Origin of the sequence: Paraglaciecola mesophila (assembly GCF_009906955.1) — a bacterium.
Taxonomy (GTDB): Bacteria; Pseudomonadota; Gammaproteobacteria; order Enterobacterales; family Alteromonadaceae; genus Paraglaciecola; species Paraglaciecola mesophila_A.
Window position 1 is genome coordinate 2,603,184 of sequence record NZ_CP047656.1, and the last position, 17,759, is coordinate 2,620,942.

The window sequence follows — 17,759 nt, forward strand, 5'->3', positions numbered from 1 at the left end:
CATATGACGGTGCTGATATTTCGCCCCGAGCAAAAGTGCGCAACCAGCGTCGCACGTTTTTCACAAGCAGACATATCAGCCGTAGGCGTTGGGCTTATTAGCACACAGCCAAGTGAACCAGCGCTTGCCACTTTACCTGATAGCTTAGCTGTACTCGCGCCGGGTGATAGTATAATAGTGACCAGTACGGTGGCCAGCGAACTGTTAGCACAGCGGGCTATCTCGCTGCCAAGCCATGTGCATATTTTCGCTGTGGGTAACAGCACAGCCCATGGTCTGCGCGACATGGGCTATCAAGTATTAGTACCGCCCGTTCCTACCACTGAAGGCTTGTTAAGCCTAACGCCACTTAGTAAGGTTGATGGGCATAAGGTGGTTATTATAAAAGGTGAAGGGGGTCGTCAAGATTTAGCCCGTCATCTTAATCAGCGGGGTGCAACCGTTTACTTAGCAGATATTTACCATCGGATAAAAATTGCTCCCCCAAAAGCCACGCAAGAGTGGCAAGCAAAGCAGATTCGATGCATCATTGCTACCAGTGGTGAATTAATAGATACGGCCTTTGAGCAGTTCGATCCTAAGTGGCTTCAGTCTGTACCTTGGATTGTAGTGAGCCCACGAACTGAACAAATTGCCGCTAAACACGGTATACACACTATATTTGTCAGCGATGACGCTAGCGATCAGGCACTTATTCGCCGTGCCAAGGAATATTTGGAGCATTAAATGGCAGACCAATCAGATACAAACAAGGCTTCAGAAAACAAGCCCAAAGAGCAAGCTCAAGAGAAAGCTAAGGGCGTTGAGCTGCAAAAAGCGACCGCTCAGGAAAAGAGTCAACCTGCGGATAAAGCGGTAACAAGCAAAACTAGCCCCGTTATAACGCCTGCGCCGCCAAAGGCCGAAACGAACACAACAAATCCTAAAAAGAATTCTACAGCTCCTTTGAAAAGCGATAACAACGTGAAAAAAACCACAAGCACAAGCGATAACTCTGGCACCCAAACCGTGGCAAAAGCAAAGAGTGATCCCAGCCAAAAGTCAGCGAAAACTGGCTTGCTATGGCTAGTCACAATTCTTAACTTCTTGATTTTAATTCTGCTCGCTGCAGCTGCGTATTGGGGCTGGACACAGTGGGAAGCACAGAAGCAAACCCAGCAAGCGAGTCAACTTGAGCAGCAAGATAGTCTACGTCGCCAAGCACAGCAGAATTTGTCTATTACTGATGACGTAAAAGAGCAAAGCGCCCGCCTTGAATCGCAGCTACGTAGCCTTGGTCAAGCGTTGCAAAGCGCACGAGATGATGCCCAAGCCGCTAACGAACAATCTTTAGCGAACAAGCAAATGCTGAGCAGTATCGCTGGGCGTCGTCCAGCAGATTGGTTATTGGCCGAAGCCGACTTTTTGGTACGTATGGCAGGTCGCAAGTTGTGGTTAGAGCATGACCTAAAAACCGCCATTGCCATGTTACAATCTGCCGATAGCCGCTTACAAGATTTAGACGACCCCAGCTTGCTGCCCGTTCGTGAGCGACTAGCCAATGATATTCAAACGCTCGCTCAGGTTAATCCTGTATCTGTATCCGCAATTGCGTTACAAATAAGTGCAATGGTGGCAAAGGTTGATCAACTGCCGTTAAACACATTTGAACGTCCGGATATTGCAACGCAAAGTGACGAAAACGTATCAGACTCGGTTGATGACTGGAAAGCCAACTTGTCCCGAGCATGGGCAGCATTTACCAAAGACTTTTTCAGTTATAAAAAGAAAGAAATTGAAGTGCAGCCTTATATGTCAGCCCAGCAACAGTGGCTAGCCACCGAGCAGCTTAAATTGTCTTTGCTACAAGCCCAAAGTGCCGTGTTAAAAGAAAACGTAGCGCTTTATCAGCGGTCGCTACAAAACGCGTTGAGCGCGTTGGCTGAAAATTTCGCCACTGATGATAGCTCAGTGCAGCAATTCGAGCAGCGTATAAATGAACTGAACGAAACCGATATTGAGCGTGTTTACCCAAGTCAGTTCTCATCTGCGCCTACCCTGCAAGACATTATTCAGCAGCGCATTGATAACGTATTCGTCAATGGAGCTAGCCAACCATGATAAGAATTTTAATGGTGTTTGTGGCCTTACTGATTCTTGTATTGATCGGGTCATTAATATTCGACGACAAAGGCTATGTGTTCATTGACTTTGCTGGCTACGTAGTGGAGATGAACGTCTTTTCCATGGCGATCATGACCATTCTTGTCATTGTAGGCTTACTGCTCTTTTCCTGGCTGGTCAAAAAACTCATTCTGATCATCTCAGGCTCAAAAAACTGGTTAGGCAACTGGGGTTCTCGCAAAAAGAAACGCGCGTTCACCAATGGCTTGATTGCCCTTGCGGAACAAGATTATTTGGAGGCGCGCAAACAACTGGCCAGCATTGAACAAGAAGATTTCGATGGTTTGAATCTACTTGCCGCCGCCGAAGCAGAACTGCAATTGCAAAACCCCGAAGGTGCCCAAGAAAACTGGCGCTTAGCCACGTCTTACCCTAAATCGGCGTTCGCCGCTAAATTATGTTTAGTGCGCGCTCATTTGCACAATCAACAGCCCATGAAAGCGCTGGAAATACTGGACGATGTAGGCGACAAACAAAAACGTCAAAAGTCTGTTTTGACCTTGCGCGCGCAAGCACTAGTTCAAGCGGGTAAATGGCAAGAACTAAAAGATCGCTTACCCGCTTGGAAGAAGGCACTTGGTGAGCATTATGAGCACTATATGCAGCTGGCATCATCGGGTAACTTTGCCGAAATAGCGAGCAAAGAAGGGGCGAATCAGCTTAAAGAAAACTGGCATGCATTACCTAAATCAACCCGCCGTGACCCAGCCTTACAAGCCGCGTACGTGAAGCAACTGATTGACCAAGGGATGCATATTGATGCCGAGGCAGCGTTAGGCGAATATCATAAAAACAAGCCTCACCCTATGCTATTACCACTTTATAAAACGTTACGTTTATCGCACCCCACCACAGCGCTAAAACAGCTTGAGCAGTGGCTAAAAGTGGACGATATGAACGTAGAATTGCTGTCTACTCTAGGTACAGTGGCCTATCACGCTAATGATTTAAACTTGGCTGAAAAAGCCTTAAGCAAAGCGATTAAGCTAGGCAATCGTCAGCAAGACATATTGTTACTGGCGAAGATAAAAGAGTCGCAACAAGACGACCAGCAAGCCTTGGCATTGTATAAGCAAAGCTTGGCCCAACCCAACGTACTAAGTAAAGCGGAGTAGTATGAAACACGTCCTAGCAAAGGCGAAGTGGCTACTATGCGTAGCGCTTTTTTTTGTCGGTAGTGCACACCTACAAGCACAAACAAGCAGCACGGCCCCAGCTTTTGAGGTGGTGGTATTAGGCGACAGCGGGGGTATACAAGACGGCAATCTAAGTGCGTTTTTATTACGCTCGCTCACTGAACCTAACTATGTTGCATTAGATGCCGGTACCTTGGTCAACGGTATAAACCAAAGCATTAAACAAGGTGCCTTTAGTGAGTTGACCATTAAGGAAGATAAAAAGTGGGGCAAAGCCGGTACAATATTACGCCAACATGTTAAAGGCTATTTACTCAGCCATGCTCATCTTGATCACGTTAACGGTATGCTAGTGGCCTCGCCCGAGGACAGCAAAAAAAGTATTTATGCTCTAGCATCAGTTAACACCATGATTGGCGAAACCTACTTTAATGGTAAAGCTTGGGCCAATTTTAGCGATCGTGGAATTCCCCCCTTGCTGAATAAATACCACGTGGTTGATTTGCTGCCCGGTACATCCACCCCCATTGCCGACACAGAGCTGAGCGTAACGGCATTTAGCCTAAGCCACCCTGTGGAATCTAGCGCATTTGTGATTGAACACGGCGATGACATATTCGTGTATTTTGGTGATACCGGCCCAGATATAGTGGAAAAGCAGGGTAAGTTAGATGCCATATGGACTTATCTCGCCAAACAGGTAAAACACAAAAACCTTCGTGGGATGATTATCGAAACCTCGTTTGAAAACGAGCGCCCACATAACCTTTTGTTTGGTCACCTAACGCCCGCACTTCTTATGGGTGAGCTAGGTCGCTTTGCAGGTAAAATAGGCGGCGAACAACCTCTTAAGGGCCTAAATGTGGTGATCAGCCACATCAAATACTCCCTAGCAAAGAACGTTGACCCAAGAGCTAAAATTACCAAGCAGTTAAATGAGGCTAATGATTTGGGCGTAAACATTATTATTCCCCAGCAAGGCCAAAAGTTTCAATTTTAAGTACCGTCACAAATGCGTTCACAAATAGCTTAATAAATAGCGTTATAACGCGCTATTTAGCGCTAAGCAGCTGATATACAAGCTTTACAAAAAAAGCGTATTGATAAATCAATACGCTTTTTTTGTGCTTATTATTTATGTGGGGAAATTAGGTTACATGCGTACTTGTGGTGGTGCGCTGATTACAAACATAGCTCTCGAAGAGGAATGGTTGCAGCGCCAATTGAAACTGGGTGCTTCTGTACACCAGACACAACAATTTTCGGCATAGGGCGTTTTGCACCGCGCCTAAACTGAGCGTACACATCGATACGCGGAATGACCATTTCGGCCAGTTCTTTGGGAATATGCCCACCTAGAATAATCGCTTCGGCATCCAGCAGTGCAGAACAGCATGTAGCAACTAAATCAAAAGAGTCTTGTACTTTAAAAATCCACTCTTCAACACCCGGCCAATCTGGGTCGAACTCTTCATGCAGGTTATAAATCGAGCTAAATTTGACGCCGTTTTTCTTCAATATGCGTTTTAATAACTCCAGATTCGGGTGGGCGTAAATTTTCGAGGGCAGCATGTCACCTAGCTCACCCGCGTTACCATAGGTTCCGCGCAGCACTTCTGTGTTCGTCACCACGCCGCCGCCAAACGCTGATGACACAAATAAGTAAACAAAGTTTTTATACTGACGCCCTACCCCTGCCACACCTTCACCCGCAGCCGCACCCGTGCCGTCGTTCACGACCCAAGTGGGCAACTTAAAGTGATTAGAGATAATGTCGACGATATCCACTTGCGACCACTCTTCTAACATGTGGTGCGTGTTCATCTTGCCGTCCATTGAGCTGAAGAAGCCTGAAATGCCTACTCCCATACCGAGCACGCGAGTATCGTCCAATTTACACTCTTCGCTTAGCGCCTTGACTAAGGCTTCGGTCGCTTCGAGCGCATGAGCAATACTCATATCGTCCATTTCACTAAACTTAGTCGCAATAACGTTTCCGGCGAAGTCCATCACCGCCACGCCAATCGCATCAAGTAAAATAGAAACCCCAAAGGTGTAAGCATAATTTGGGTTTAGCTCAATGCCAAAACCGGGCTTACCTTTGGGATTAGGAATCATTTCATCGGTTTGGCGTAACACATGAGATTGAGTTAGCCCTTTTAATAACCGAGATACCGTTTGTTGAGGAATTTTAGTCGCAGCGACTAGCTGACTCTGAGTGACGCGCTTATCCCAAAAGACAATCTTAATAATATCACGCTCAATATCTTGAAATAGCTTACTGCCCTTACCTAGGGTAAAGCCTGAGCGTAAATACTGACTGTTATCGATTGAAAACATCTGAAACACATCTACCTTAAATCGCTATAGCCTATTTCAAAGCCTTGAAAAGAACAAGAGTCTATCCTGTAAACACCTTTTAATTCACAGACATAAAGAGAACTAAGCCTAAATACCGCAGCCTTACTTGCCTTGCTGCCACTTAGTGGCTAATTAACCTTTATTTACTCCGCTACTCGATGATTATCGCCCTAAAGTCATTCACGTTGGTGTTAGTCGGGCCAGTTATCACTAAATCATTAATGGCAGCAAAAAACCGATGACTGTTGTGCGAGGCCAACAGCTCAGTTGCACTGACACCCGCAGCCGCTGCGCGGTCTAACGTCGTGCTATCGATATAGGCGCCAGCAACATCTTTACTGCCATCCACTCCGTCTGTATCACACGCCATAGCAGAAATACCCTCGACGCCATTAAGCTCGAGTGCTAAGGCCATCAAATACTCTTGATTTGGACCACCATCACCATACTTTTTGTCAACTGTAACCGTCAGTTCACCACCGGAGAACAGCATCACTCGCTCCCCATTGGCTCTGCATTGTAATGCGTGTTGCGCATGCACTTTGGCGACGTCTCGTGCTTCACCTTGAATATCATAACCCAGCACGTTAGTGCGCCAACCTTGTTGCTCTGCTACGTTTATAGCGGCATCAATGGCGTGTTGTGCATTGGCAACAATGTGATACTCGCTCGGTGTAGAGTAAGGTGGCGTAACCTCTGGTTTAGCTAAATATTTAGCGATACTGCCAACGGGTGTCCAGTTGTATTTTTGTAAAATGGTCGCCGCCTGCGCCTTGGTAGAAGGGTCAGCGATCGTAGGGCCAGAGGCAATATCAGCGGCGTTGTCGCCCACCACATCTGAAATTATCAAAGTGACATGTTTGGATTTTGCCGCAGCGGCAAGTCTACCGCCTTTGACCAATGACAGCTGCTTACGCACTGTGTTTATCTCATCAATGCTGGCACCACTTCGCAGCAAAAACTGATTCAATGCTTGCTTATCGCTAAATGGAACATCGTCTACGGGTAGGCACATCAAAGACGAGCCACCACCAGAGATTAAAAACAAGATTGGCGTAGTAGCAGGCGTGTCGCGCACTAAATCAAGCAAGGTTTTACCCGCTACCAAACTGTTGTTGTCTGGGGTCGGGTGATTTGCTGTTAGTACTTCAATTTTGCCCGTATCCCCGGCACTTTCGTAACCATAACGGGTAACAACAGCACCGTAGCATTTGTCCCCTAGCACTCGATAAGTTTCTGCGGCCATTTCGGCGGCGGCTTTACCCGCCCCCACCACACAAATGCCATTACTGGTATCAAGTTTACCTAGCTGCTCAGCCATGCAAGCGCTGGGCTTACAGGCAGCAACAGCTGTGTTAAATAAATCGAGTAGAAAAGCGTGATATTTCATTATTTAACCTTAAACAAACGCGGTAGGAATATATAAACAAAAAGCAATCATGGCAGCGAACATACCAAGCAATAGCACTATGTCTTTGGTGGTTAAAATAGACATAGCCACTTGCCCTGAAGCATTTTCTTGCTCGCTTGACTGATAAGTGAAAGGCTTGATTTTACTCATCACTAGTGCCATCACAATGGCCACTACAAAGCCGATGAAGTTCCACCAGAACCAGAAGATTTCAGGGGCAATAATCGAAATCAGTAGGTTGAAAAGCACACCACTAATAAGGCCAATGTTCACATGTAACCCTGACGTGCTCTTCGTCAGTACCGCCAATAAGAACACAGCTAGAATTGGGCCATAGAACAAAGACCCCACTTTGTTGATCGCTTCGATAATCGTAGGTGCAATATTGCCCGCATACAGTGATAACACCAGGGTAATAGCACCCCACACCAGGCCCATATATTTGGCCAATTTTAGATAACCGCCCTGACTTAGTTCTTTGTTGGTAATACGGCAGTAATCCTCAATGGTAACCGCTGACAAAGAGTTAATTGCCGAGCTAAGTGAAGACATAGCAGCGGCCAAAATAGCCACAACCAATAAACCGATTAAGCCATGGGGTAAGTAGTTCAGAATGAACATGGGCATCATCCAATCCGGATTATCCGTTGGAATTTTTGCCATAAAGCTTGGTTCAGTCATAGCCAGGGTGCCGACAATCAAACCTGAGAAGCAGTACAAAATAGTAATAGGGAAGCGAATCACGCCATTAGCTAAAATCATATAACGCAAATTATCTGGATCTTTAGCTGACAAAGCACGCTGGGCTTGGGTTTGGTCACAACCATAATACGACGCGTAAAGCACCACACCACCGAAGATCATTGGCCAGAAGCCAAAACCGTCACCACTAAAACCAAACGAGTCGAATTTCACCGCTTGTAGACGGTCGGTGTCGACGTTGGCAACAAATGCATCAACTCCACCTAGGTAATATAAGCCGTAGCCGATACACGCAACCGTGCCTAAAATAATGATCACCATTTGAATGGCATCACCGTAAACAACGGCTTTCATGCCACCTTGCAGCGAATATAAAACGGTAATTACACCTGTGAGTAAAATGGCTTGCCATGCTTCGATACCCATGGTGCCTTGCAGAATAAGGGACACGGCATAAATCATAATGCCGGTCGCGAACGCACGGCTAAATTGAAACACGATACTGATCAACACCCGGGTTGAACGGCCAAAACGCATTTCTAAATAATCATAAATACTGACGATCCCAGCGCGATAAAGCTTGGGTAAAATAGTCGCCAGAAGCAGGATCATGGCTAAAGGCACGCCTAATTCATAAGACAGCCATTGCATTCCCCCACCTTCACGTAACCCCACAAATGCGGGGGCAGAAATAAAACTAATAGCAGAAAGCTGAGTGGCCATGACCGACAACGCCAAGGGTTTCCAACCTAGACTTTTTCCACCCAGAAAGTAGTCACTTTTATTTGTCTGTTCTCGCAGCATAAATCCCATGACTAACAAAGCCACCAAATACAATGCAACAACTAAAAAATCTAGAGTATTCATAATTTTATTCACATGTCTGCACGAACGTAAACCATACCGCTGGTGCTACTAAATTAAAAGAACGGTGAATAGTTGCCCACTGGGATATTTTCCAGTGGGCAAGCTATTCAACCTAAATGGTGCAAGCAGGCACCCATACACACAAACTCATGTTAGAAATCATATCTTGCGGTTAAGCTGACGCGGCGAGGTAACACTGGGCGACCAATGAAGAAGTCTCCACCGGATATCTGACTGTTGCCTTGGCGCGGCGAACCTTCGGTAATACCGTCAGTGTCGAATAAGTTCCACACGCTAACGCCCACTCGTATTTGCTGGTCGTTATCGAGCTCAAAGGAGTAACCCGCGCTTAAGGTAGCAATGGTGTGGCTATCAAGCTCAACCGAGTTATCGTCGTTGGCATAAGCATCACCGAAGTAGCTCAAGCCTAAACGCGCATCAATAAACCCGTTGTTGTAAGACACAGCAAGGTTACCCGAGAACTCTGGTTGTCTTCTTGGCTGCTTACCCACGTTCGCACCTTCACTAAACTCAGCATCTTGATAGGTAATATTACCTTCAAGGATCACTTCATCTGTCATATTCCAGCGCGTAATAATTTCGGCACCCGTGGTTTCAGTCGATTGCTGCTTAACCACTTCAAGTAAACCACCAGAGCCGTCATTTTCAAAATCCACCGAGCGACGATTATCCAAATTAGCCAAGAACAAAGATGCGTCTATATACAAATCGTCAGGGAAGTATTTGAAACCAATCGCACCAAGGGTGATATCTTCGCCCTCATAGCTTTGTGGCTCGCCATTATCGTTAAACGTGATACTTCTGATTTGCGGGAAGAAATACCCTCTTGAAGCATTGGCATAAAGGTTAATGTCTTGGTCGTCCATTTTGTACAACAATGCTGCAGAGAACGCCGCTTCTGTAGTTCCTACTTCACCATAGGTGAAACGTCCGTTACCTGTGGTGTTCACTTGTAAGTTCGGTGCTAAAGCGGGGTCATCATTGACCACAACCACTTCGCTGCCTTCTGACTTAGTTGTGCCTTCTGCACGCTCAATACGGGCACCCACATCAATCGCCCATTGGTCATTTTCCATTTGGTCAGTGATATAAAATGCCATTCGTTTGCTGGTCAAATCTTTGTTGGTGTAGCTTGTACCCGGCCCTACAACACCATTTTTAGCGTATTGAACGGTTTCCCCCGCATCATTGGTGAACGACAAATCAACCAAACGTGCGCTATCGCCATTGCTGAAGTCCGCTAAATAGCTAGAAATAATGTTGTAATCCATTTGCGATGAATTGATGAAGAAGGTACCAATGTTCACCGTGTGGTCAAAACCACCGGCTTCTAACTCGCCGGTTAAGTTGAACTCAGTACTGAAGAAATCCCCGTCGCGCTGACGATCCAGTAAACGGTTACCAAACAATACGTAATCATCTGGAAGGGCATTGCCCGTTTCAGACCAGGTGTAATTCGCTGTACCTAGTGCACTTAATACGTCGCCGTTCGCCGTACGACCTAGGTTGTTCACATAGCCTTCTTGAGTCTCAGGTGTGTTGGCAATACCGTCGCCGTCCAAAAACAAGTTGAACTGGTGATCATAACTGCCGACTTTCGCTTTACCCGCTAAACGCCAGCTATCCGTTAAGTCTTTCTCAAAATCAACGCCGAATGAGCCTCCTTCGGTTTTCACCCCGTCGCGGATCGGTGATTCATAAACGCCGTCAGCGGTTTGATAGCTCAGGTCTGCTGCTGCAACGGTTTGTGCAACGTAAACGGTCTCTCCGTCATTACCGGTCAAGCGCTCGCGGCTATCGCCTTCAAGAGGTAAAGGCAGAAAAAACTGAACTTGATCGTCGATCATTTGACCATGAAATGTAATATGGCCATCGTCGAATTCTTTACGAATGTTACCTCTGAGTTGGTAACCTTTGGTTTCTAGGCCTGTATCTAAAGGGCCCTCATCGTATCGGTAGAAACCGGAAATAGCGTAATAAAGGTTATCATCACTGGAAAGCGCACCACTGTTATAGAAGTCAGTTCTAACACGACCTTCTTCGGCCACTTCTACTTGCACTGTAGTTTCAGGATCGTCGCTACCCGTGCGAGAAATATAGTTAATGATGCCAGCCACCGAACCTGGTCCAAATAAGTTAGACACACCACCACCAACGTACTCGACTCTTTCGATGCCAATGTCAGGACGATAGTAAACATCTTGCGCTGATGATGTCATGCCAGATTGAAAAGCAGGCATGCCGTCATAATTAAGGGGCGTAAACTGAAACTGCCCACCAGAGGGTAAGCCACGAACAAATGCATTGGTCGCGACTTCACCACCACCACCTTCTACTTTAATGCCGGGAACACTCATGAGTATGTCAGCTTGACTCGAAAAACCCGTGTTAGCGATTTGGTCTTTACCGATCAACGTGGTTTTCGCTGGGGTATCGGCTTCCGTACGAGCAACGCTAGAACCGGTAACAATAATGTTTTCAAATTCATCGTTGTCGGGTGTATCTGTATTTGCTTCTTGGGCAAATAACGGGGTAGCAAATAATAGCGAAACCGCGCAGGCAATAGGTGTCATTTTCATGGTGTTCTCCCACTCTTTTTAAGATGGTCAATGTCAATGGTGTGTTCGTCTTAAATGAAGCGAACGTTTAATTAATGTTATTAACTTGTTACTTCGAGATTGATTTAAACACACGAAAAAAACATTTACAACCCATTATGAGTGCTTTAAGATTCATTTATCGTCATTTATCCCAAAAAGAGCACCCGTTATGACTACCAATGCAAATCAAGTACATGCTTTAGAGACTGCTGCGTTAATCAAAAAAGCCCAAGAGACACTCGTTGCCAATGATTTAGGCGGTTACACAGTGCCGACTCACGGCTTGTACCCTTTTCAATGGAACTGGGACTCCGCTATAACAGCGTTAGGCTGGAAGCATTTCGACGAACCGCGTGCTTGGCAAGAAATAGAGGTGTTATTCGATGGCCAGTGGGATAACGGCATGGTGCCACATATATTATTCCACCAAGATTCAACCACTTACTTCCCAGGGCCTGACATTTGGGGCTCAGATAAGCGGGTAAAAAGCACCTCTATTTCACAGCCACCCGTGGTCGCTACCGTGATGAAAGACATGTTGGAAACCGCTGACAACAAAGTCCTTGCTGTTGAAAAGGTAAAATCATTGTTCTCAAGCTTAGTTGACTATCATCTTTGGTGGTATAAAGAGCGCGATCCACTCAAGACGGGTTTAGTTGTAAGCTATCATCCGTGGGAATCAGGCATGGACAACAGCCCAGCGTGGGATGAAGCACTACATGATGTACCTTGCGTGGATTGGGAATATGAGCGCCGTGATTTAGGCCATGTAAACTCGGCTCAGCGCCCACATAAAAGTGAGTACGATCGTTTCCTTTTCTTGGTCGACTTCTTCAAAAAGCATAAATTCGACAGTGAAATTATCTTCAACGAGTGCCCTTATAAGGTAAACGACGTGGGTATCATCTCGATACTGCACAGAGGCAGTAAAGATATACTCGCTTTGGGTGAAACTTTAGGTATTGAAGATGCGCGCTTAAATGTTATCGCTCAGCGTATTGCGCTCACCGAAAGTGCGATTAACACCTTGTGGTGTCCTGACGCTGAATATTTTTATTGCCGCAATGTGTTAACCGACACCTTGTGTAAAGTACGCACCTCGGCCGGTATGTTAACAGTATTTGCGAACTTGGCTGATGAAAAGCAAACAGACATTTTGAACAGCAAAGCTAAACAATGGAACGAAGCCAGCAAGTTTTGCATGGCGTCAACTCACCCTGAAGAAAGTCGCTACGAACCACAGCGTTACTGGCGCGGACCTATCTGGTTGCATATCAACTGGATGATCGCACTGGGCTTTGAAGCTGAAGGCTTCCAAGAAACGGCTGATAAACTGCGCAACGACTGCCGCGCTTTAGTCGATTTATCAGGCTACTACGAATACTTCAATCCTGAAACGGGCGAAGGTTGTGGTGGTAAAGACTTCTCTTGGACAGCCGCTATCGCGTTGCATTGGTTACTGTAAGGGCAACAAGAAAATGATTATGACAAGTAGCTCCCCAACGTTTCATGCACCAGCGTTTTTAGTTGAGCATATTAGCGACACGCTTAAATTTTATGAAAGCAACGTAGACGATCCCAAAGGTGGCTTCTACCAAAACTTTTTAGACAATGGTGAGGTGTACGACAAAAATACTCGTCATTTAGTTAGCTCGACACGTTTTGTGTTCAATTACGCCCGCGCTTATCGAGAATACCGCACACCTAAGTACCTAGAGCGGGTGAAATCCGGTATTGAGTTTATTCGCCGGGCCCACTTTGCCCCTGAAACAGGGGGTTATAACTGGTTGCTTGATGTGCAAGACGGTGACATCACGATAAAAGACCAAACCAATCACTGCTATGGTTTCGCATTTGTGATCTTGGCGTACAGCTGGGCGCTGCGGGTGGGTGTTGAAGACGCCCGCGAGTACCTGAACGAAACGTGGAGTACCATGGAACAACACTTTTGGGACCCACAAGCCGGTTTATATAAAGACCAATACAATAGCGATTTCAGCGTGTGCGATAACTACCGTGGGCAAAATGCCAACATGCATACCTGTGAAGCGTTAATTGCCGCCTATGAAGCCAGTGGTGAGCAGCACTTTCTTGAGCGCGCTACCGCCTTGGCTGACAAGATGACCAACCAACAAGCGGCGCTTCTGGGTGGTTTGATATGGGAACATTACGACCTTAACTGGCAAGTGGACCTTGAATATAACAAAGACGACCCGAAGAACCTGTTTCGTCCTTGGGGGTTTCAACCTGGCCACCAAACAGAGTGGGCTAAGCTATTGTTATTCATCGCCAAGCACGACCCACAACCTTGGCTTACCGAGCGGGCCAAAGCCTTATTCGATAAATCACTTGCGGTCGCATGGGATAAAGAACATGGCGGTATTTTTTATGGCTTTGCGCCAGATATGAGCATTTGCGACAACGAGAAATACTTTTGGGTACAGGCAGAAACGATGTGCTGTGCTGCCTATTTACACCATCATACTGGCGATGCAGCGTATCTAGACTGGTACCACAAAATTTGGCAATACGCGTGGCAGCACATGGTCGATCATCAATACGGCGCTTGGTTCAGAATACTGACCCACGATAATCAAAAAATAGATGAGCTAAAAAGCCCCATCGGTAAAACGGATTACCACACTATGGGCGCGTGTTACGATGTACTGGAGCTAATACGTCGTCACCCAATGGCGTAAACACACTATCGAAAAAACCATTCGCGCAAACGTAAAAGAGCAGTACTGGCCTGCATGAAACACTCCCTCCCCTGGGCTTCATGCGGGCTTTTTATTGCGTTCAGCTCACGCCTTGCAGCAAAAAGAACTGGCTATGCATTGCTAGCAAAGTAAGGCGCAGTGAACACCTCACTCACTAAAAACTACACGCTAAACTTATCCCACGGCCCGCGAATGGCTAAGGTTTTAGTGGGTGAATAAAGATTAACAAACAACACTGAACCATCTGGTGAGAAACACGCCCCAGCCAATTCAGTTTGCATGTGTAAACGGGCAAAATCGTAAGCTTCACCTTCAGGGGTCACGCCGCGCAAGTGATTTTCCACCACGTCAGTATATTGGTCTTCACACACCAAGAGGTGACCAAAGGGAGTAACGGTTAGGTTGTCGCCAAAGTTATACAAAGATTTGTCTTCACTTTGTAGAAACAACTGCAATCGACCTGGCGCTTCACTCTCTTGCGCTTGGCCCTCAAAACTCGAGGGTTGATAACGCATAATCTGCCCTAACTCCTTGCCGCCACCATTGGTGCAGCAAAAGTATAATTCGTTGTCCCCCCAATGGATCCCTTCACCACGGGCAAATATCGCCGCTCCGTTTTGATAACCTCTTGCGCGCAAATCATCTTCTGGGCTGTCGGGGTTATCTAGATTTATCCATTGAGCGTGCATCCACTTGTGAACTGGCATGTTATTCGAAGCCCAGTTGCGCGTATCATAACCATGACTACCTTTTATTACCAAAGCTTGAAGCTGCCCACCTTGGGCTAGTTTGCCGCGCTGATTAGGAATAAAACGATAAAACAAGCTGTCGCCGCGATCCTCGGTTAAATACACTATGCCTGTTTTAGGGTCGACCGCAGCCGCTTCATGGTTAAAGCGCCCCATAGCCGTTAACGGCTCGGGTCTAATCAATCCTGTTGCTGTCGCGGGCACTTCAAAAATGTAGCCGTGAGATTTAGACACCCCAGCACCCGCTTTCATTACTGACTCTTCACAAGTTAACCATGTATTCCATGGAGTCGCGCCACCTGCGCAGTTGCGCACCGTGCCAACCAAGGTTAAGAATTGCTCTTCAAGGGTTTGCGTTTGCAGATTGTACACCAGTTTACTGGTTCCACCGGGCAAGGCCACACCGTCATTATTTTGATCGTAGGCCAATGCACTTTTATGCTCTTGTATACTCTGCTCAGCTTTCGCTAAATCCTTGGGGTGCAACTCGTGATTGCGAATAAGTACAACGCGCTCATCGTCTAAAGCAAAACAGCCCATACCGTCAGCTCGGTCAGGCACAGTAAAACCATCAGACATGGCATCACCTAGTTGTGAAATAACTTGGTAATCAAACCCTGCGGGTAAATCCAATATTTTATTGGGATCAGGCACTAAAGGCCCAAAACCAGATGCGGTGGAAAGCAAAGACGCCGCGTTCACTTTTCCAAAATAGCTTGCTGTTAAACCACCAAACGCCAACGCACTTGCACCCAAAGTAAACTGTCTTCTTGTCACCATAATTTTGCCTACAACTTAGAAATAAAACCAATCACAAAAGTTATGTTATCACATAACTGGAAATTGCCGTTAAAACGGGATTATAAAAGGCAAATACCACAGTAATATGACAACCTGGTTTGGATACCAAAGCGCAAGGCATGAAAAAAAGCCTTGCAGGGAGAACATCTACAACAATAAATCTAAATAACAGTGGAAAAAGCGCTGTATTTCATTAGAATCAGCGCTCACAAAATGAAGCACCCGTAGCTCAGCTGGGTAAGCGCCGGTCGGCGCAGCCGATGAGAAGTGATTTAACATCACTTCGAGAGAAGCGAACGGAAGTACAGGATGTACGCGCTGGGGGGATATCATCATGGACGTGTTTACGCCATAGTAGAAAGAATCACCCCAAGCTTTATATTGAAAATAGCAGTACCGATACAACATGTATCAATCAGCAAAATATGCACCCGTAGCTCAGCTGGATAGAGCGCTGCCCTCCGGAGGCAGAGGTCGTGAGTTCGAATCTCGCCGGGTGCGCCATTTTTAAAGGCCTTTTAATTGTAGTGTTCACTAACTAAAAATTTAATACAAAAAGCCCATTACTCCAATTCTGTTTTTTGTGTAAGATTAATTTTAGTGGCTTGACTCAACTTGTACGGCACTCTCACGCTACCCTTTGTTGTTTCCTCTTCTTTAAATTCAAACAACTCAGTTGCTAACATAAAACTTTTTAGTGTTTTATGGCCATAGCTTTCGCGTAAAACCGAAAGCTCATCAGGAATATGTTTCCTTAATAATCGTCCGGCTAGGCTTTACGGTATCCATCCACAGTAAGTTTCATTCAGTTAAACATAAGTTAATTCCCCCCAATAGTGATTAACGGTATTAACTTAGTCCATATAAAAAAGTGGAAAAACGATATCTCTAAGCACCTGCGTATTAATGCCACTCAATGGCTCGCTATTTATAACAACTTTTTAGCTGCTTGCTTTCTCAGCCCAGAAAAAATTGCCTCTGCTACGTAGGGCGGAAAGTTAGTGGGTATTTTACCTTCGACTTGAGTAATGGCGTTTTCAACATTATCGATAAAGTATTCGTAGTGCGAAGCAGCTTTGTCTGAGGGGTATTTCACATACTTGGCAGTCGATACAAAATGACGGGGCTGAATATCGTTCCACTTCCAGTGCGTATTTTTTCCTTTTAAAGACATGGCCATTTTAATCTTTTGCGGCTGTAAGGTTTTTTTCGATGCACTTTTTAACATCACAGGGAACGCGGATAAGACGTCATACAGAGGAGTCATTCTATATGTGTTTTCAGGCTCTAAGAATACGCTAAAGTTCTTACCGTGCCCGTCAATAGCAGCAATTAGCCAAAAGAATATCTGAGTTTTAAAAAACGTTGCTCTATCTTTTCTGTTAGACGAAGCCGTGAGCAAGCTTAAACAGTCTGTTATTCCTGGACCACCATCGGACTGGTATTTTTGAGCAGATGAAATGCCCATTGCCTGACAAAAATCTTCTTGGGGGAGACGCATGAGCCAGGAACCATCAGAAGCATATTTGCGATCAAAGCGTTCAACACTTAGTACTTTCTGGTCGCCAAAGTAAAGCACCTCCGAATTGGCCACATTAAAACCAAATGCTCTCGCAAGCTCTAGGCAAATAAACTCGTTCTCACAACTGTCGGTTAAATCGATTCCCACCTGTGGTAACTCGCCCATGGGTAATTTCATTATATGACTTGTTGGTGTTGAACCTATTGGCTTTGCCCATTGTTGACCAATTTTAAGTAAAGCGGTTTTCTCTTGAGCGCCAGCAATCGAAATCCGAAAGTCGTCATCGTCACCTTCCATCCCAAGTGCTGTATGTTTGTAGCCTTGTAATAACTTCTCAACGTTTTGATCTGACAACATCTTGTAGTTTAGTTGGTTTACAGACTCTGGTTGTTCTGAGGATAATTGAATAGCCCCCACACAATCTTTGCCTATTGCCGCTAAAAGATCGAAGGCATGTCCGGAGCCGACGTTGAATCTAATTTGTATTTTATTTCGTATGTTTGGATTATCGGGAAGCAAATTGTCGAAGAAGTTATACACTAGATCACCAGTGTATTTTTGCTTTGTAATGGGTAACGACAAAGAAATAGGGCGCGCGCCTACGCGCTTCATCCACTGCTCGGTATAAGAAAAATGTAGTCCACCGCTCTTATCTTTTAACAGTATACCTACTTTGACCCCGTTAAGGCTTACCAGCAACTGCATA

13 protein-coding genes and 1 tRNA gene are annotated in these 17,759 nt (G+C 45.8%); 7 read left to right on the forward strand and 7 right to left on the reverse strand.

What is annotated here, in order from left to right; genetic code table 11:
• Positions 1-3: 3 nt before the first annotated feature.
• Genes FX988_RS11065 through FX988_RS11080 form a run of 4 tightly spaced genes read left to right on the forward strand, consistent with a single transcriptional unit; the run spans position 4 to position 4,299 of the window.
• Entirely contained in the window at positions 4-726 is a 723-nt protein-coding gene (locus FX988_RS11065; protein ID WP_160179847.1) for a uroporphyrinogen-III synthase, read from the forward strand.
• On the forward strand, positions 727-2,100 hold the full coding sequence (locus FX988_RS11070; RefSeq protein ID WP_160179848.1) for a uroporphyrinogen-III C-methyltransferase: 1,374 nt from the start codon (positions 727-729) through the stop codon (positions 2,098-2,100). It abuts the gene before it with no gap.
• Positions 2,097-3,278, forward strand: coding sequence for a heme biosynthesis HemY N-terminal domain-containing protein (locus FX988_RS11075; RefSeq protein WP_160179850.1), 1,182 nt, complete (start codon positions 2,097-2,099; stop codon positions 3,276-3,278). The genes FX988_RS11070 and FX988_RS11075 overlap by 4 nt, the downstream gene beginning before the upstream one ends.
• Position 3,279: 1 nt before the next feature.
• Positions 3,280-4,299 (forward strand): MBL fold metallo-hydrolase, encoded by a 1,020-nt coding sequence (locus tag FX988_RS11080; protein ID WP_160179852.1) that lies wholly within the window; start codon positions 3,280-3,282, stop codon positions 4,297-4,299.
• Between the two features lie 182 nt (positions 4,300-4,481).
• Here FX988_RS11080 and FX988_RS11085 read toward each other — a convergent pair whose 3' ends face one another.
• From FX988_RS11085 to FX988_RS11100, 4 genes are all read right to left on the reverse strand, one after another.
• On the reverse strand, positions 4,482-5,639 hold the full coding sequence (locus FX988_RS11085) for an ROK family transcriptional regulator (RefSeq protein ID WP_160179853.1): 1,158 nt from the start codon (positions 5,637-5,639) through the stop codon (positions 4,482-4,484).
• 172 nt (positions 5,640-5,811) lie between these two features.
• Entirely contained in the window at positions 5,812-7,050 is a 1,239-nt protein-coding gene (locus tag FX988_RS11090) for a glycerate kinase (RefSeq protein WP_160179855.1), read from the reverse strand.
• A gap of 9 nt (positions 7,051-7,059) precedes the next feature.
• Entirely contained in the window at positions 7,060-8,640 is a 1,581-nt protein-coding gene (locus FX988_RS11095; protein ID WP_160179857.1) for a sodium:solute symporter, read from the reverse strand.
• A 152-nt stretch (positions 8,641-8,792) separates the two neighbouring features.
• Positions 8,793-11,240, reverse strand: coding sequence for a TonB-dependent receptor (locus FX988_RS11100; protein ID WP_160179859.1), 2,448 nt, complete (start codon positions 11,238-11,240; stop codon positions 8,793-8,795).
• Between the two features lie 190 nt (positions 11,241-11,430).
• On the opposite strand from FX988_RS11100, the gene FX988_RS11105 reads away from it, so the two are divergent.
• Positions 11,431-12,726 (forward strand): MGH1-like glycoside hydrolase domain-containing protein, encoded by a 1,296-nt coding sequence (locus FX988_RS11105; RefSeq protein WP_160179861.1) that lies wholly within the window; start codon positions 11,431-11,433, stop codon positions 12,724-12,726.
• Positions 12,727-12,745: 19 nt separating this feature from the next.
• Entirely contained in the window at positions 12,746-13,960 is a 1,215-nt protein-coding gene (locus FX988_RS11110; RefSeq protein WP_160179863.1) for an AGE family epimerase/isomerase, read from the forward strand.
• Between the two features lie 182 nt (positions 13,961-14,142).
• On the opposite strand, the gene FX988_RS11115 is transcribed toward FX988_RS11110, so the two are convergent.
• Positions 14,143-15,510 carry an alkaline phosphatase PhoX gene (locus tag FX988_RS11115; protein ID WP_160179865.1) on the reverse strand — a complete coding sequence of 456 codons (1,368 nt, stop codon included), beginning with the start codon at positions 15,508-15,510 and terminating at the stop codon, positions 14,143-14,145.
• Positions 15,511-15,678: 168 nt separating this feature from the next.
• Positions 15,679-15,867, reverse strand: coding sequence for a hypothetical protein (locus FX988_RS11120; RefSeq protein WP_160179867.1), 189 nt, complete (start codon positions 15,865-15,867; stop codon positions 15,679-15,681).
• 91 nt (positions 15,868-15,958) lie between these two features.
• Between FX988_RS11120 and FX988_RS11125 the strand changes: the two genes are divergently transcribed.
• Positions 15,959-16,035, forward strand: a tRNA-Arg gene (locus FX988_RS11125).
• Positions 16,036-16,459: 424 nt separating this feature from the next.
• On the opposite strand, the gene FX988_RS11130 is transcribed toward FX988_RS11125, so the two are convergent.
• Positions 16,460-17,758, reverse strand: coding sequence for a type II toxin-antitoxin system HipA family toxin (locus FX988_RS11130; protein WP_160179869.1), 1,299 nt, complete (start codon positions 17,756-17,758; stop codon positions 16,460-16,462).
• Between the last annotated feature and the right edge of the window lies 1 nt (position 17,759).

Bases quoted from the DNA above. Each gene is read 5' to 3' on its own strand.
- FX988_RS11070 (WP_160179848.1), top strand. From the start codon at position 727: ATGGCAGACCAATCAGATACAAACAAGGCTTCAGAAAACAAGCCCAAA.
- FX988_RS11095 (WP_160179857.1), bottom strand. From the start codon at position 8,640: ATGAATACTCTAGATTTTTTAGTTGTTGCATTGTATTTGGTGGCTTTG.
- FX988_RS11090 (WP_160179855.1), bottom strand. From the start codon at position 7,050: ATGAAATATCACGCTTTTCTACTCGATTTATTTAACACAGCTGTTGCT.
- FX988_RS11080 (WP_160179852.1), top strand. From the start codon at position 3,280: ATGAAACACGTCCTAGCAAAGGCGAAGTGGCTACTATGCGTAGCGCTT.
- FX988_RS11130 (WP_160179869.1), bottom strand. From the start codon at position 17,758: ATGCAGTTGCTGGTAAGCCTTAACGGGGTCAAAGTAGGTATACTGTTA.
- FX988_RS11115 (WP_160179865.1), bottom strand. From the start codon at position 15,510: ATGGTGACAAGAAGACAGTTTACTTTGGGTGCAAGTGCGTTGGCGTTT.
- FX988_RS11100 (WP_160179859.1), bottom strand. From the start codon at position 11,240: ATGAAAATGACACCTATTGCCTGCGCGGTTTCGCTATTATTTGCTACC.
- FX988_RS11110 (WP_160179863.1), top strand. From the start codon at position 12,746: ATGACAAGTAGCTCCCCAACGTTTCATGCACCAGCGTTTTTAGTTGAG.
- FX988_RS11065 (WP_160179847.1), top strand. From the start codon at position 4: ATGACGGTGCTGATATTTCGCCCCGAGCAAAAGTGCGCAACCAGCGTC.
- FX988_RS11105 (WP_160179861.1), top strand. From the start codon at position 11,431: ATGACTACCAATGCAAATCAAGTACATGCTTTAGAGACTGCTGCGTTA.
- FX988_RS11120 (WP_160179867.1), bottom strand. From the start codon at position 15,867: ATGATGATATCCCCCCAGCGCGTACATCCTGTACTTCCGTTCGCTTCT.
- FX988_RS11085 (WP_160179853.1), bottom strand. From the start codon at position 5,639: ATGTTTTCAATCGATAACAGTCAGTATTTACGCTCAGGCTTTACCCTA.
- FX988_RS11075 (WP_160179850.1), top strand. From the start codon at position 2,097: ATGATAAGAATTTTAATGGTGTTTGTGGCCTTACTGATTCTTGTATTG.